Here is a 14,730-nt window from a genome sequence, read left to right as displayed (position 1 = left end):
TAAATGGAATCGATTTCACAAAAATAAGATTATTGACATACTTTATATCTGGTTAATGAGACGCGAAAAAATTTACACAATTGTGACTATTTATTTTGATATTCCCGTAGAATACGCAGGGTGTTTTAGTCATCGTTATCAATGAGTTTCTTTATTGATGATAAAGACGTCGTAATTATAAATACAAATCTAAGAGGATAGATATGAAGCAATTTTTTTTAGGCTGTGTTGTTGTCGCCTCACTACTAATGCTATCTGGTTGTGGTGATGAGTTACAGCTCACTGCTGCACAGATTAAAAATGTGGACAAAATGTCGGTTGCTTCTGATCAAACGACACTAGATGTATATTGCCCTACAGGGATTTGTACTTTTGACCTGTCATCTAATGTTGAAACGAACGTTGTTGTAACCATGCATTACAACGATGACAAGACATTCAGCAAGATTGAAGGCGTGAGCGTGACGGGTAGAATGGGCTCAACAGTAAAAGTATTAGGTGAAAACAGCTTCAGCATGGATCTAGCTGCTGATAACGACGTATCAAAAATTCAAGTTGTCGATTTTTACCGTTAATTACTGGTGCTAATTGTAAATCGCTATTTGTTACGGCTAGCGTGCTTTCGTTTATGTCGATTAGATGCCCCCGCCGTTGGTTTCATTGGAACTGGTCGTCTTTCTGCTAAAAGGTGCTTAATAGCCAATATCGGGTGTGCGAATAACATTCTTGGCCCAGCATAGCGCATTATCGTTTGCGACATTGCTTTGTATTCTGGCTTATAGCAGTGAATAGGGCATTGACGGCATGTAGGCTTGCTTTCGCCATAAGGGCAGCGGTCCAGTCGCATTAGTGCATATTCAACAAAGTCTGCACATTGTGCACACAGTTTGCCGTTTGGCTTAAGTGTGTTTGGGCTAGATACTGCGTGCTGAGTGATTTTGTGATGCTGGTGGTGTGCTTTGCAGTAGATACTAGTCATTAGCTTGAGGGTTTTAAATTCGCTTCTGAGAGAGCCCGCTAAGATGTTTGGCAAAACTGAATGCATATTATTACCTTTAGTTCGAGCGATAGAACTTACACAATATCGAGTGAATATTTTACTCGAACAAAGTGACATTTAAAATGCAACAAATGATTTTTCAGCACCAAACTTGATCTTAAAACGTGATTTATATGTCACATTTTGAGTAACATGTTATCAGCATGCAAAAATAACGCTATTAGTCGCAAGATTCCTTGCTTGATGGGTTGATCTCAGTGGGTTTGAGCAGTAGTATCCGCTCCTCGTTTTTTGTGGTGGTGTGTAATGAGCAGATTTGAGTGCCTTGAAAGAATTGTCGACGAATATCGTAAAAAAGTTCGTGACGCTGAGTTCAATCGACATAATGACAGTGAAGTAGCGAAAGTACTTGTATTGCTCGTTGGGAACTCTATGTTCAATCTTGCAGATGAATTTGCTGATTGGGTAAATCGAGGTGGCGATCGTAGCTACAGCGGTAAGTTTTTTGTTTCTAAGCAGCTTATGACATTGCTTGAACCTGTCACTTTCCGCGGTGTAACTGTTCGTCGTGATTCGATTAAACTATTCAGAGTATCTTAATCTGTATAGTTTCGATCGTTGATTCAATAATCACTCAAAGTGAAATTGAAGAATAGATTATGGATTTAGCTTTACTGACAGGAAGCTAAATCGACAAAAAGGGATGCTTCGGCATCCCTTTTTGTTATCTATAAAAAATAACCCGAGAATGTTGGTCGCCGCAGATAGGGTAGATCCAGCACATGATTTATGGTCAACTACGGCTAAGTCAGCTTTAGAACAGGATTAAAAATGGACGCAGAATTTTGGCATAGCCGCTGGGCAGAAAATCGCATTGGCTTTCACCTTGACGATACAAACCCAGTATTAACGCAATATTGGCCAATGGTTAAAGCAACACGCGACGATCGTGTACTTGTGCCTATGTGTGGGAAGTCTGTTGATCTGGTTTGGTTAGCCCAAAAACATAATAACGTAATCGGTATTGAGCTGAGCGATATCGCAGTAAGATCGTTTTTTGCGGAACACTTGTACACACCCATGGTGACTGCAATCGGCCATGAAAGTGTGTATGCATTTGATGAGATCACCATTCATTGTGGCGATTACTTTTCTGTGCGTATTGATCCTGTTGATGTGGTCTACGATCGTGCTGCATTAATTGCGATGCCAAAGAATATGCGTGAAATGTATGTTGAGCGTTTATTGTCGTTAGTGAAAAAAGGCGGTCGCATTTTGTTGGTAACGTTAGATTACCCACAAGAGCAATTAAATGGTCCTCCGTTTTCTGTGACGAGTGATGAGGTACGCCGTTTATTTGATGGTTGTAACATCACGCTTTTAGCACGCGATGAAAAAGATGAAACACACCCACGCCGTAAAAATGGATTAAGCCATTTTGCTGAAGAAACGTGGTTGATTGAAGTCGCTTAACATCGAGATTTTCAAGCTCGGTACGTTTATTGAGTTAATAGTAGCAGAATGAAAAGAGGCGAGGCTCTATGATAGAGCCTCGCCTCTGTTGCCACCAGTCTATCAGTGGTAGAGAGAATAGAGTTGGATTAATAAATAACTTTAACGTCTGCTGCTGCATTAATAGCGTCAGAAACAGCCTGTTTGATATCCTCACGGCGCGTTAACGCAACACCAAGACGACGGCGCCCGTTAATCTCTGGCTTGCCAAACAGGCGCACCTGAGTCTGTGGACGAGATAGCGCGGCGGTTAAGTTATCGAAGCGAATATTGCTTGAAATACCGTTACCTAAAATAACAGCAGAAGCCGCTGGGCCATACTGAATGATTTGCTGAATAGGTAAGCCTAAAAACGCACGAACGTGTAATGCAAATTCAGACAGATCTTGAGAGATCAACGTAACCATTCCCGTATCATGCGGGCGAGGTGATACTTCATTGAACAGCACTTCATTTCCACGCACAAACAGCTCTACGCCGAACAGCCCATAGCCACCTAGAGCATTAACCACTTTTTCAGCAACATCTTGCGCGGCTTTTAGTGCTTCATCTGACATCAGTTGTGGCTGCCATGATTCACGGTAATCACCATCTTCTTGGCGATGACCAATCGGGGCACAGAAATGCACGCCATCAACAGCGCGAATTGTAAGCAACGTAATTTCGTAATCGAACTTTATAAAGCCTTCAACTACAACGCGACCAGTACCCGCCCGGCCGCCTTCTTGTGCGTACTGCCACGATGCTTCGATATCGGCAGGTGTTTTAATCACACTCTGGCCCTTACCTGAAGAACTCATAATAGGTTTAACAACACACGGTGTGCCTACGCGTTCTACTGCTGCGACAAAATCATTATATTGATCGGCGAATTCAAAAGGAGAAGTAGGAATCTGTAAGTCTTCAGCCGCTAAACGACGAATGCCTTCACGATTCATAGTTAGCTTAGTCGCATTTGCTGTAGGAACAATATTCACTCCCTCAGCTTCAAGCGAGACGAGAGTGTCTGTTGCAATGGCTTCAATTTCAGGAACAACGTAGTGTGGCTGCTCTAATTCAATCAATTTTCTAAGTGCATCGCCATCCAGCATGTCGATAACATGGCTACGATGAGCAACTTGCATTGCTGGTGCATTGTCATAACGATCAACGGCGATAACCTCTAAGCCTAAACGCTGACATTCAATCGCCACTTCTTTACCTAATTCACCAGAACCAAGAAGTAACACACGGGTTGCATCAGAACGCGTTGCTGAACCAAACATTGAATTTCCTTACGATGAGTGTTGATACTGGGTAAATGATAACTGATTTCAACAATGACGCAAACGTTTGCTTTGTTGTTTTTGTTGATATATTGAACGTTTAGAACGCATGGGTAATAAAAATACAATGTTGTATTGGGTAAGTCTGAATTAAGTGTGAATGGTGAAGTAACTTGGGTATAACGTATTGATAAGCGCATTTTCCTGTCAACGTTGTGTCAGTTCTTGTTTAAAGCATCGTGTTTAGGGAACTTTTTGGTTAGATTACTTCCGCCCACTAGAGGCCGGTAGGGGTGTATACACCTACACATTAAGTGACGATGTAACTAATATAAATTATTAAGTTTTACTTATTGCAATAACAGCGTTGCGATTTTAGTTGTTCTATCAAACACAAAGTAGGCAGTACAAAATGAAAAAGTATTTCTTAGGGTTAGCACTATTCTTTGTTGTTCCATTTTCAGCCCATGCGGCACAAGCCATTGGCGTCTTTTTAGGTAGCCCAATGTCTGGTATTCAATATAAGCATAACGATTTGCGCTTTTCGCTTGGCATTGATGACTTCGGGCTGGCAGTTGATAAAACGTTCAACCTTGGCTCTTTGTCAAAAAATTCGGATTTAAATAATTTATATACCTTTGTTGGTGCACAATACGTCGATAACAAACACGATAAAGTGGGTGTGCGTTCAGGTGTTGGTTTTGAGCTACCAGTGAATAGCTTTGAGTTCTACGGTGAGCTAGGTCCAACACTGTATGTTGTTGAAGATGTAGACCTTGAATTAGAAGCAGCGCTTGGTTTTCGTGTCCGTTTTTAAATCAATTTAAAACGAAGTGGCAGCTATATAAGAATGTATAAAAAAGGGCTAACCAATAATATGTGGTTAGCCCTTTTTGTTTGACGAACGTTATTTATTATCAATTATTCAGCTAGTTAGTTCACTATTCTGCGAGTAAACCGACTTCGACAAAGTATTTTTTAGCTCCATCGTGCAGCGGTGCTGTTAATCCATCTTTAATCATTTCTTCTTTTTTCAAGCCACTAAAAGCTGGATGTAATCTTTTAAACTCATTGAAATTATCAAAAACAGACTGTGTAACCGCATAAATCACATTGTTATCAACTTGAGTTGAACTCACGAAAGTCGCGCCGACACCAAATGTTTTTACACCATTCTCTGAACCCATGTACATGCCGCCAGGAATGGTAACAATACGATAGAACGCATTTTCATCGACTAACTTATCGATGACAGGCCCTGACACTTCAACAATCACACTACTGCAAGATGTTGTGGCTTCTTTAATGGCGCCGCTAGGGTGCCCAACGGTGTAAATCATGGCATCGATTTTGTTATCACATAATGCTTTGGATTGTTCAGATGCTTTCAATTCAGACACTAATTTAAAGTCTTTCATTGTCCAGCCTTTGGCTTTCATTAAGACTTCCATCGTACCTCGTTGCCCTGAGCCTGGATTACCAATGTTGACGCGCTTTCCTTTCAAATCATCAAAGGTCTTAATGCCAGAGTCAGCTCTTGCGACAACGGTAAAAGGTTCAGCATGAAGAGAAAATACGGAGCGTAATGACTTAAAAGGGCCTTTTTCTTCAAATAGGCTTGTGCCGTTATACGCATGATGTTGCCAATCTGATTGCGCGATGGCTAAATCAAGTTCACCTGCTCGAATAGTATTGATGTTATAGATAGAGCCCCCCGTACTTTCGACAGAGCAGCGTATACCGTGGGATTTACGGTCTTTATTCACCAATCGACAGATTGCACCCCCTGTTGGGTAATACACGCCCGTAACGCCGCCTGTACCAATAGTAATGAACTGTTCTGCATGCGCGGTAAGCGATACAACTAATGAAATAAAACCAACTAGAACTGAGCTAAGAGATATACGTTTCATTCTCTTTTCCTTGAATCAAAATGTGTGGAAAAGCATTTCACTGCAATATTGTGAATGTGGATGTAAAAATGTGTTCTGAACAGTATAGACAGTACTGTTTAATTCGATGTGTCAGTGATGAGGCGGTCGGTAGAGAAAAGCAGAAAGAACAACGCCACTGTTATTCTTTCCTGTATTCAATAATAAAATACAAAAAGTAATATCAGTGGCGTTAAGTTTTAGCTTAGAAATTGCTATTTAGTTATTTAGTTATTTAGCAATTTAGTTACTTTTTTACGGTTTTCCCAATGCGTAATAAAGGCAACAGACGCGACAATAATGGCCGCCCCTAACCATAAACGACCGGGAGGTGCCCAACCGAATACAACCCAACCAGCGAATACGTTTAGTGGTAATTTGGCATGATCAAAAGGCTGAACAAAAGAGGCATCGGCTGCTGCATAAGCCTTCGCGATTGCCCACTGTGCCAATGCTGTTAATAAACCAGCCGCCGCCAGTAATACCCAAGTCATGTTTTGATCGGGAAGGGTGAATGTTGGCAATGCCAAAAACAGATTAAACGGGGTGATCAAAATTAAAAGATAAACCACCATCGTAGTCGGTGAATCATAAACCGATAACTTCTTAACCATAAGTGAGTAGCTTGCCCAAAAGAAAGCGGCACCTATCGGTAATAACGACGCCCAGTTAAACGAATCGCCCCAAGGTTCGAGAATAATCATTGCGCCAATAAAGCCTGCTAATGTTGCCACCCAACGTGCTGTACCGACTTTTTCTTTTAGGAATAAACCTGAGCCAATCGTGGCAAATAAAGGGGATGTCATCAATAACGCGATACCTTGCCAAATAGGCACAGGATATGCGAGAGCCCACAGCCACAACTGAATACCTATAACGGATAAGAAAACCCGAAAGCAGTGTTGTCCGAAATGCTCGGTACGTAAAGCGTGTCGTAACCCCAAATTATTTAACCAAGGAAGCATTGCAATCAAAGCAATAAAATATTGGATAAAACCGACAGTCGTCGAGGGTAAATGAAGTTTAACGCTTAAGTACTGTGCCAAGCTATTTACAAGTGCAAACGCTAAGCCAGCAGTTAGCATCCAGCTCGCACCTTGAATTGGATTGTGTTTGTGAGACATGGAAATGAGACTAATAAGAATAATGAAGTCGGATAATACTCCGAACTTATTATGATTGGTACAGTAGCGAGTTGATTGGTTCTGATTCTAAACGAAAAAACCGCTAAAAGCGGCTTCTTCGTTGTGCTTACAATGAACGCTACCCAACAGATGCTGGTGGGTAGAGATATTATGCCGCTACATAAGTAAGCGGAATATCAGGGTTCAATGCTTCAAGTGTTGTTTGTGTGTCTGAAAGATGGCTAATGGTGCTGTCTGCTTTTTCAACTAATGCTGCTTCTGCAATATCAGTTAACGCATAACCTGCCATATTCATATTAACCAAGGCAACTTGTAATGGCGGAAGGCTAGGGTTGAAGGCTGCGTTTTCAGCATACTTACCAGTGAACACTTTACCGTCAGTCGCTTTCAATGCCACACCGCTGTAATTCTTAGTGTATGGCGCATGTGATCCATTCGCTGCTTTACAAGCAATAGCAACAAATTCATCCGTTTCTTTAATCGTTATACCGTGGTCAATTTTACCTAGCAGTGCATCGGTAATATTCAGATCAGCAGGGCCAAACGATTCTGGTAAATATTGTTGTAAGGTTTGTTCTTCACGCTCGGGTAATTGAACAATTAACGTCTTCGCCGTTGTAAGCTCGTTCATGAACTGACGACAGTGGCCACATGGGCTGTAGTTAATTGTAATATCAGTAATGCCCGTTTCGCCTTTTATCCACGCATGGCTAATAGCAGATTGTTCAGCATGAATAGTTTGAGAAAGCGATGCGCCGACAAATTCCATGTTTGCACCGAAATACAAACGACCAGATTCACCACGAACAATGGCACCGACAAAGAAATTAGAAATAGGAGCAACGGAGTAAGCAGCAGCGATAGGAAGAAGGGCAACGCGTAATTCACTGTCTGTCATGTGGGTTGTTGAAAGCAGTGTGGTGAATTGTTCGGGACTTATTGTTGCATCAAAATTAGCATCTTCAAATATAGGCTTTACCGCTGATGCAAGATCAGAGGGTAAGGAACCTAAAGCATCCATGATCTTAACATGCATGAGGTGTTACTCCGTTTAGTTGATGGAGAAACATTGTAGGCGAGCAATTTTAAATTCTGTGTGATCTTGATCACAATGTGGCAAGTCTTGTTTCACTCCATACATTAATGCGAGTGGCGTCACACGTATTTTGAAAATCACACTACCATTTATCAACGACTTAAAAATGTACACGATTGCATGCACCTTGCCGCTTTTACCTATTATTTTTCAATAACCAAACACCATCAAAATAATTGGATAGACAACAGGTGCCAATATCGAGGTGAAAATACCGCAAATCACCAAGGCTAATGAACTAAATGCACCTTCTTGATGGTTTTCTTCTGCCGCTTTCGCTGTACCCAATGCGTGAGAAACCGTGCCCATTGTTAACCCCTTCGCAATAGGAGCATGTATGCCAAATAGTTTAAATAATGGATACCCGAATACAGCACCAAATAGTCCCGCAATAATCACCATAATCGCAGCAATCGCAGGCACACCACCAATTTGATCTGCCACTGCCATTGCAATAGGTGTTGTAACAGATTTAGGTAAAATACTGGCTGTTAATTCAGGTGAAGCCCCCATTGATAGGGCAATACTTGCGCCAACAATCATCGAAAGAAGGCTACCCACTAAACAGGCAGATAAAATGACTTTCCACTTTTGGCGTATTTGCGACAGTTGTTCGTAAAGCGGAAATGCTAACGCAACAACAGCAGGTTCTAGCAAATAATTCAGCCACTTATTTTGTGCCATATATTCTGTATAGGGCACATTCAGCCACATCAGCAAAGGAATAATAATGACAAGGCAAATAAGCAGTGGGTTCACAATAGGGTGCTGTAATCGTTTAGATATAAGACGCGCAAGATAAAAAACGATCAGAGTAGTAATAAGCCAGATCATTACTTTTCCTTATGGTGCGTAGCAACACCAATAACAATTAATACAACCAAGCTACTGCCTAACGTACTAAGTAAAATAGGTAGGGTATTCGTACTGATAAGATCGAGATAATCCATAAGCCCAACACCGACAGGCACGAACAACAGCGCCATGTGGCGAATAAACAGGTGACAGCCTTCTTTTGCCCAATGCGAGGGAATTAGCCCCATAGAAAGTACGGCGAAAAGAATAAGCATGCCGATAATACTGCCGGGAATAGCGACTCCCGTTAACGCTTGAATGCCTTTACCAAGAAAAAGACAAGCAAAGATGATCGCGAATGAGCGAATGTATTTCATAAACCCTTCAAATACGTCAAACTACGCATTCATCATACAATTAATTTGTGATCTACGCCACATTTAATGCCATGATTTACGCTTCAATTACGTCGTTTTCTTCGGTGATTATGTTGGCCTTCATCAAAGCCTAATAGAAACAGTTATAACTCAGATGCGAGGTATAACATGATACCTGCAACTGCCATCAGAATAACTGACACTTTATGAAAAATGCTATTTTTAACAATGTCTTCTGTGGCAGATTGAGGAGGTTCGTCTTTTGGGGGAATAGGGGGGATTTCTGCTTTTGGTTCTTTAAATGTATGAAATAAACGACATGTTTTTTCAGGAAGGGGGACTCGAAAACCGTATTTAGGCACAACCTGAATAGGAATTGCCATCGCATTATTGTGTGTTAGCTTTTTATTGAGACCAATGAAGAGTGAGTTTAAATCAAACTGGTCGTGTGTATTTTCTGTATCAGGCCCCAATTGTACGAATGTTTTATCAAACAAGGTTTGAGATGTGATGACTTCACCAGAGAAATAACACAAGACTTCTAATAAGCGAGACTCATGAAGTGTTAGACGGGTTTCGGTTTCATCATGCCATACCAATAAATTGAGATCTGGTTCGAAATCAACATCATGAAAACGGTAACAGCGGGTTAGGGCTTTCGTTGTCATAGCCATCACTTATTAGGGTTAAAATAAAATGTGATAAACGTTGTCTACCACAGCATTGATAGCAACGATGTTATTGAGTGGTATTTTCTGTTATGTATAAACGCTTTTCCTCTGCTTAAGTGTTGTTGCTATTTGAATGAAGTTCAAACTGGGCATGCGAGATATTGTCTCAAAAAAAAGCCCATTAACCGCAAAGGCTAATAGGCTTATTCTATTTAAGAAGATAATTGTTCATATTTCAGTGACTAATATGAACCTCAATCTTTTTGCTTAACAAAATAAAATAACTGATTTAGCTAACACTGTTGTTGATATAGTCATACAGTGCTTTCAGTATTTTCATTTTATGTTCATTTGATTGGTTTTCTGTCGCCACAGCTTCAAAATTTTCCATATACGCAGGTAAATTATCTTGAAAGAAGTCTTGGCAGTGGTGCTTCCATTTTTGCTGTTCTTCGTAATTCAATGTCATCGGAAAATTACGCGCACGGTAACGGAACAACAGTGGCTTAATGCGTTTATCTTCAACGTTAAGCTTAATTTCAGCCAGTGCTTCAGGTGTCGATTCGCGAATAATATCGATAGAAGAGCGATCGGAATTAGAAAAGAAACCATCATATAGCATCGAATCAACATCGGTATTTTCTTTGTATTCACGCTGAACTGCAAAAATAGCCACCAGTTTTTCTCTTATTTCTGGGTGCTCTTTTAGAATTTGCAGATTCTTTAAACATTGGGCGCGATCAATACCGATACGATCGGCATCTTCTGCTTTTAATGTTTTCGCTGGCGCAAGAACAGGGCATTTATTTAGGTGAACCAATTTTACTGGTATCGGTAACTCGTCTGGTTTCAATTCACTGCGCTTGGTGTACATACGCTCACGTATCTGATCGGCATCTAGCTCGATCAATGGCGTAGGATCTTGCGCAAGGTTAACCGTAATAACAGCATTCTTGTTATCAGGGTGCCATGCCATAGGTACTATCCAGCTTGTATTGCCACACCCCACGCCAAACATGCCAGAAACATGCACTAAAGGCGTTAAGTTCACAATATCAATTAACTCTTGCAGCTTACGCTTCTGGCGTAAATCAAACAGGTAGTTAAATAACTTTGGTTGATTCGTTTTTAATATTTTTGCTAACTCAATGGTTGCATATACATCTGCCATTGCATCGTGTGCATTCGCATGTTCAATACCATTCGCAACAGACAAGTGTTCTAGCTTGAAGCTTGGCAAACCTTCATCATTATTGGGCCAGTTAACACCTTCTGGGCGAAGGGCATAACAGGTACGCATAATATCCAGTAAATCCCAACGCGAGTTACCATTCTGCCAGCCCCATGCGTATGGGTCGTAGAAATTACGGTAAAGGGTATAGCGTGTTACTTCATCATCAAAGCGTACATTGTTATAACCAATAACACAGGTATTAGGCTTAGATAACTCGGCATGAATTTGGGCGATAAATTCAGGTTCAGATAACCCTTTTTCTTGCGCCTCTTGTGGCGTGATACCTGTTATTAAACAGGCTTCTGGTGACGGTAAGTAGTCAACAGGTGGCTTACAGTAAATTACCAGTGGCTCACCGATAATGTTGAAATCCATATCTGTACGAACACCTGCAAATTGACATGCGCGATCGGTAGCTGGTGTTGCCCCGAAGGTTTCATAATCAATCCAATAGAGTGTTGGCGTATTGTCTTTTTTCATCATAATACCCTGACGCCATTAGAATCACTTAACGTCTATTTTGTGTGATTCGAATGGCTTACAAATAATGTACGGTTTGTAAGCACAAATTATATTTATGTGTTTATGTACATAGTTTTATATGCACATTACAACATACATGTCTTACATAAACAGCTTAGCAGTATTAAACAACCCTTTAAATTCAGAGAGCGTGTCTTAAACCTTCAATTGATAACAAATGGGTAGCGGTGTCGTTAATCGTTTTGTAATCATTGCGATACCCAATAGGTGCAGTATCTCGCAGCAACCCTTAAAGAGGCAAGGCTGAAAGACAAAATCATGCCAGAGTTAATAGAATCAGTAATGAATTGCGAAGTAATGATGGAAAATGAGCAAGATTTCGTCACTTTAGACGGCTTCGTTATCTGGTGGCAGAAACGATGTTCTAAGCCTTTCTCATTTGAAACGTAAAACACTACCAAGCAAAGAATGGATGCAATGGCTAAACGGTATTAGCGTCAATAAACCAAAACTAGTAGCCTTTCTTAACGGTCATTTGATAGTGGTATCCAGTTTACTTATCAGTTAATTTAAGAAAAGGCAGCATTGCCGCCTTTATGATTATTTAACACTCTTAAATTTTGTTAGTTGGAATTACCACATATCCCATGCTTGAGCTTCAATTTCATTCTCAACACCATCTGGTAACTCGCTGAAGAAATCGAGTTGTGTAATTTCTTCAACTTCATCAACAGTTGTAATGAAAGAGGGTAATTCAGAAGAAGATATTTTTCGGTGTGGAAGAATGAATGCAATTGCATCATTGTAGTTTGGATCGAGAATGACTTTATAGAAACGATTGGGGATGTAGACACCGTTACCAATATACGTTTCATTACCATCCCAAATAGGACCGGATACAACATAAAGCTCGCTGTAAGTGTTGGCCCATTCACGTACTTTTTCTTCAAGACCTTTCCATCCCCCGCGATTAAAGCCTGGTAGCTGTGGTGCCATGTTCGACATTAAGAAGCTTTCTTGCATCGATACTTGAGAGAAGTCCATTGTTCCAGACGGTGCTAAATGCCCTCGGTCATAACCTGTTTTTGAATAGTCACTGCTTGTTGCACGAAAAGCGTCTGGTAGGTCTTTATCAACACGAAAGCTGTTAGATCGCTTATAGAAAGCATTCACACTCTCTTTAGTGATGTGGTAAGAAACCCAATTAGAGACTTTATTCTGGTAGTTATAGCCAGCAGCATAACCATCTCGACATAGAATTTGGTCACTATCATTTGGTGTACCTTTATCTAGGTGCTGATTACAGACTGCAGCTGAAGCAGATAGCGATAGGGTAATACTAAATATTGCGATTAAGAGGTGTTTCATGTCTTGTCCGTATTATATAAATGTATAAGACGGGCGATAGTATTGGCTGAGCGTATGTATTGGTATTGATATATTCATAGATTGTGATGGGTGTTTTTTATGAGTTACAGTTGTGGGGTTTTGAGCCATTTTTCAACAATATTAGTAAGATAGGTTCTTCTGATAGCCCCATTATTTTAGGCTTTGATTGCCTACTTTTATCTCTGTAGTAATGTTATCGAGAATGTGCCAAGTCAAGAGTGAAGTGGTGTATTAGCCGCTTATAGCAAACATGATTGGTTAAATAATCAATAAAAGTGTGTGAACAGCATTCTGATAAGTTGACAGACATCTTAGACACTAATGATAGATAAATTGTATACTTTTTATCTTTCATGTTGCCTCATACAGAACGATATGTTGTGGTTATGACCAGAGGTGCAACTTATGTTCGCGTTGATATCGAAGTAAATAGGAAAGGGTAAATATTGTGGGAAAAGTTGGAAAAAAATGGATTTCTGGATTTTGGAGACGTATTGGGGCCTTATTCATTGATGTTTTGATACTTGGTGCTGTAGGTTTTGTTTTAGGGCTTCTACTTGAAAGTACTTTTGTAGATATTGGTGAGTGGGGCCGACTTATCGGATTTTCTATTTCACTTGTATATTTTGGTGTCATGAATAGTGTCGTTTCAAATGGACAAACTCTTGGTAAGAAGGCATTAAATATAAAAGTAGTAAATTTATCTAACGATACAATTTCTATTTCAAAATCATTCGCAAGGTATACAGTATTTGCAATTCCATTCACTCTTAATGGAATACACATTACTAACGAAGCGCTACTCTCTTACTTAATGTATCCGTTTTCATTCTTAATTTTTGGTGGTTTGTTTGCAATAATATATCTGTATGTCTGCAATAGAGTTACTCGACAATCACTTCATGATTTGATTTTTGGTACTTATGTCGTAAATTCAGAGGTTGACCATCAAACGGTTGGGGTTATTTGGAAACCACACTTATTAGTTGTTGTGATCTTATTTATCGCATCGGTTATTCTTCCTATATATACATCACAGCAGGCTAAAGTCGAGTCGTTTGAAGATTTAATATCTACGCAAAAAACGATAAATAGTTTGTCAGCTGTTACCTATGCCAGTGTAACTTCCGGTTCTAGTATATTTGCCTCAACTAGTGAAGACTCACAAACAAAAACAACAACGTATGTGAATGTACAGGCGTTTATTTCAGAGGATAATGTGGCTGATGAAGCGCTTGCTCGTAACTTGGGGGAGGTAGTTGTTAATACTTATTCAGAATCAATAAATAAAGACGTGATTAAAGTAACGTTGACATATGGGTATGATATAGGTATTTGGTCACAATGGTTTAGTCAGACACATACTTTTGCTCCTACTGATTTATTAGGTTTTGAATAAATGTAACCTACAAGCAATCAACGTGTTATTTTGGTGTTGTAGAGCAAAAACAAATAGCGAGAATTAAAATGGAATATGCCCCAATAAAAGAAATTGTTGCATTCAGTGATTTTGAAAAGCTGGATATACGAGTGGGAACAATAACAGCCGTTTCAGAAGTTGAAAAATCTAAAAAACTGATGAAGTTGACTGTGGACTTTGGTGACCATGTACGTTCGATTCTTGCTGGAATTAAGCAAGAACGCGAAAATCCATTTGAAATCGAAGGTAAGCAAGCTCTATTTGTTGTAAATCTTCCTGAGCAAAAAATGGCAGGTGAAGTGTCTCAAGGAATGTTGTTTGATATTGGCTATGCAGATAAGTTAAAACCATGTTTAGCGATGCCAGAAACGCCAATGCCAAACGGTAGTAGAGCAGGTTAAATGTTTGTTAT

17 protein-coding genes are annotated in these 14,730 nt (G+C 40.0%); 7 read left to right on the top strand and 10 right to left on the bottom strand.

Going from position 1 to position 14,730, the window contains the following annotated elements; all coding sequences use genetic code 11:
- The first annotated feature begins 203 nt into the window (after positions 1–203).
- Positions 204–575: a spore gernimation protein gene (locus C9J47_RS11590; protein ID WP_107253678.1), complete on the top strand. Its 372-nt coding sequence runs from the start codon at positions 204–206 to the stop codon at positions 573–575.
- 23 nt (positions 576–598) lie between these two features.
- On the opposite strand, the gene C9J47_RS11585 is transcribed toward C9J47_RS11590, so the two are convergent.
- Positions 599–1,045 (bottom strand): nitrous oxide-stimulated promoter family protein, encoded by a 447-nt coding sequence (locus tag C9J47_RS11585; protein WP_107253677.1) that lies wholly within the window; start codon positions 1,043–1,045, stop codon positions 599–601.
- 261 nt (positions 1,046–1,306) lie between these two features.
- On the opposite strand from C9J47_RS11585, the gene C9J47_RS11580 reads away from it, so the two are divergent.
- Together C9J47_RS11580 and C9J47_RS11575 are read left to right on the top strand one after the other, a co-directional pair.
- Complete coding sequence (locus C9J47_RS11580) at positions 1,307–1,600, top strand: hypothetical protein (RefSeq protein WP_006231697.1); 294 nt, start codon at positions 1,307–1,309, stop codon at positions 1,598–1,600.
- A gap of 231 nt (positions 1,601–1,831) precedes the next feature.
- Positions 1,832–2,473 (top strand): thiopurine S-methyltransferase, encoded by a 642-nt coding sequence (locus C9J47_RS11575; RefSeq protein ID WP_107253676.1) that lies wholly within the window; start codon positions 1,832–1,834, stop codon positions 2,471–2,473.
- 128 nt (positions 2,474–2,601) lie between these two features.
- Here C9J47_RS11575 and purT read toward each other — a convergent pair whose 3' ends face one another.
- A complete protein-coding gene (gene purT / locus C9J47_RS11570; protein ID WP_107253675.1) occupies positions 2,602–3,777 on the bottom strand; it encodes a formate-dependent phosphoribosylglycinamide formyltransferase in 1,176 nt (391 codons plus the stop codon).
- A 412-nt stretch (positions 3,778–4,189) separates the two neighbouring features.
- On the opposite strand from purT, the gene C9J47_RS11565 reads away from it, so the two are divergent.
- The gene (locus C9J47_RS11565) at positions 4,190–4,594 is read left to right on the top strand and encodes a hypothetical protein (protein WP_006231694.1); all 405 of its coding nucleotides are present in this window, start codon (positions 4,190–4,192) and stop codon (positions 4,592–4,594) included.
- Between the two features lie 124 nt (positions 4,595–4,718).
- On the opposite strand, the gene C9J47_RS11560 is transcribed toward C9J47_RS11565, so the two are convergent.
- From C9J47_RS11560 to sbcB, 7 genes are all read right to left on the bottom strand, one after another.
- On the bottom strand, positions 4,719–5,690 hold the full coding sequence (locus C9J47_RS11560; RefSeq protein WP_107253674.1) for a TAXI family TRAP transporter solute-binding subunit: 972 nt from the start codon (positions 5,688–5,690) through the stop codon (positions 4,719–4,721).
- A 245-nt stretch (positions 5,691–5,935) separates the two neighbouring features.
- Positions 5,936–6,832 (bottom strand): DMT family transporter, encoded by an 897-nt coding sequence (locus tag C9J47_RS11555; protein ID WP_107253673.1) that lies wholly within the window; start codon positions 6,830–6,832, stop codon positions 5,936–5,938.
- A 169-nt stretch (positions 6,833–7,001) separates the two neighbouring features.
- On the bottom strand, positions 7,002–7,889 hold the full coding sequence (cdd, locus tag C9J47_RS11550; protein WP_107253672.1) for a cytidine deaminase: 888 nt from the start codon (positions 7,887–7,889) through the stop codon (positions 7,002–7,004).
- Positions 7,890–8,099: 210 nt separating this feature from the next.
- On the bottom strand, positions 8,100–8,780 hold the full coding sequence (locus C9J47_RS11545) for a CidB/LrgB family autolysis modulator (RefSeq protein ID WP_211321744.1): 681 nt from the start codon (positions 8,778–8,780) through the stop codon (positions 8,100–8,102).
- A gap of 2 nt (positions 8,781–8,782) precedes the next feature.
- Positions 8,783–9,121 (bottom strand): CidA/LrgA family protein, encoded by a 339-nt coding sequence (locus C9J47_RS11540; protein WP_107253671.1) that lies wholly within the window; start codon positions 9,119–9,121, stop codon positions 8,783–8,785.
- A 143-nt stretch (positions 9,122–9,264) separates the two neighbouring features.
- The gene (locus tag C9J47_RS11535; protein ID WP_107253670.1) at positions 9,265–9,789 is read right to left on the bottom strand and encodes a winged helix-turn-helix domain-containing protein; all 525 of its coding nucleotides are present in this window, start codon (positions 9,787–9,789) and stop codon (positions 9,265–9,267) included.
- Positions 9,790–10,081: 292 nt separating this feature from the next.
- Positions 10,082–11,506 (bottom strand): exodeoxyribonuclease I, encoded by a 1,425-nt coding sequence (gene sbcB, locus C9J47_RS11530; protein ID WP_107253887.1) that lies wholly within the window; start codon positions 11,504–11,506, stop codon positions 10,082–10,084.
- 321 nt (positions 11,507–11,827) lie between these two features.
- Here sbcB and C9J47_RS27455 point away from each other — a divergent pair, with 321 nt between their 5' ends.
- Positions 11,828–11,959: a hypothetical protein gene (locus tag C9J47_RS27455; protein WP_281258945.1), complete on the top strand. Its 132-nt coding sequence runs from the start codon at positions 11,828–11,830 to the stop codon at positions 11,957–11,959.
- A 183-nt stretch (positions 11,960–12,142) separates the two neighbouring features.
- Here the strand turns inward: C9J47_RS27455 and C9J47_RS11525 are convergent, their stop codons facing one another.
- Positions 12,143–12,877, bottom strand: a complete 735-nt coding sequence (locus C9J47_RS11525) for a DNA/RNA non-specific endonuclease (protein WP_107253669.1) — start codon at positions 12,875–12,877, stop codon at positions 12,143–12,145.
- A gap of 469 nt (positions 12,878–13,346) precedes the next feature.
- Between C9J47_RS11525 and C9J47_RS11520 the strand changes: the two genes are divergently transcribed.
- Positions 13,347–14,297 carry an RDD family protein gene (locus tag C9J47_RS11520; RefSeq protein WP_107253668.1) on the top strand — a complete coding sequence of 317 codons (951 nt, stop codon included), beginning with the start codon at positions 13,347–13,349 and terminating at the stop codon, positions 14,295–14,297.
- Positions 14,298–14,365: 68 nt separating this feature from the next.
- Positions 14,366–14,719, top strand: coding sequence for a tRNA-binding protein (locus C9J47_RS11515; RefSeq protein ID WP_107253667.1), 354 nt, complete (start codon positions 14,366–14,368; stop codon positions 14,717–14,719).
- Positions 14,720–14,730: the final 11 nt, after the last annotated feature.

The organism is Photobacterium indicum (genome assembly GCF_003026215.1).
Taxonomy (GTDB): Bacteria; Pseudomonadota; Gammaproteobacteria; order Enterobacterales; family Vibrionaceae; genus Photobacterium; species Photobacterium indicum.
The sequence above is the reverse complement of the archived record's forward strand: the minus strand, read 5'-3'. Positions and strand labels throughout refer to the sequence as shown.

Bases quoted from the DNA above. Each gene is read 5' to 3' on its own strand.
- C9J47_RS11590 (WP_107253678.1), top strand. From the start codon at position 204: ATGAAGCAATTTTTTTTAGGCTGTGTTGTTGTCGCCTCACTACTAATG.
- C9J47_RS11585 (WP_107253677.1), bottom strand. From the start codon at position 1,045: ATGCATTCAGTTTTGCCAAACATCTTAGCGGGCTCTCTCAGAAGCGAA.
- C9J47_RS11580 (WP_006231697.1), top strand. From the start codon at position 1,307: ATGAGCAGATTTGAGTGCCTTGAAAGAATTGTCGACGAATATCGTAAA.
- C9J47_RS11575 (WP_107253676.1), top strand. From the start codon at position 1,832: ATGGACGCAGAATTTTGGCATAGCCGCTGGGCAGAAAATCGCATTGGC.
- purT (WP_107253675.1), bottom strand. From the start codon at position 3,777: ATGTTTGGTTCAGCAACGCGTTCTGATGCAACCCGTGTGTTACTTCTT.
- C9J47_RS11565 (WP_006231694.1), top strand. From the start codon at position 4,190: ATGAAAAAGTATTTCTTAGGGTTAGCACTATTCTTTGTTGTTCCATTT.
- C9J47_RS11560 (WP_107253674.1), bottom strand. From the start codon at position 5,690: ATGAAACGTATATCTCTTAGCTCAGTTCTAGTTGGTTTTATTTCATTA.
- C9J47_RS11555 (WP_107253673.1), bottom strand. From the start codon at position 6,832: ATGTCTCACAAACACAATCCAATTCAAGGTGCGAGCTGGATGCTAACT.
- cdd (WP_107253672.1), bottom strand. From the start codon at position 7,889: ATGCATGTTAAGATCATGGATGCTTTAGGTTCCTTACCCTCTGATCTT.
- C9J47_RS11540 (WP_107253671.1), bottom strand. From the start codon at position 9,121: ATGAAATACATTCGCTCATTCGCGATCATCTTTGCTTGTCTTTTTCTT.
- C9J47_RS11535 (WP_107253670.1), bottom strand. From the start codon at position 9,789: ATGACAACGAAAGCCCTAACCCGCTGTTACCGTTTTCATGATGTTGAT.
- sbcB (WP_107253887.1), bottom strand. From the start codon at position 11,506: ATGAAAAAAGACAATACGCCAACACTCTATTGGATTGATTATGAAACC.
- C9J47_RS27455 (WP_281258945.1), top strand. From the start codon at position 11,828: ATGCCAGAGTTAATAGAATCAGTAATGAATTGCGAAGTAATGATGGAA.
- C9J47_RS11525 (WP_107253669.1), bottom strand. From the start codon at position 12,877: ATGAAACACCTCTTAATCGCAATATTTAGTATTACCCTATCGCTATCT.
- C9J47_RS11515 (WP_107253667.1), top strand. From the start codon at position 14,366: ATGGAATATGCCCCAATAAAAGAAATTGTTGCATTCAGTGATTTTGAA.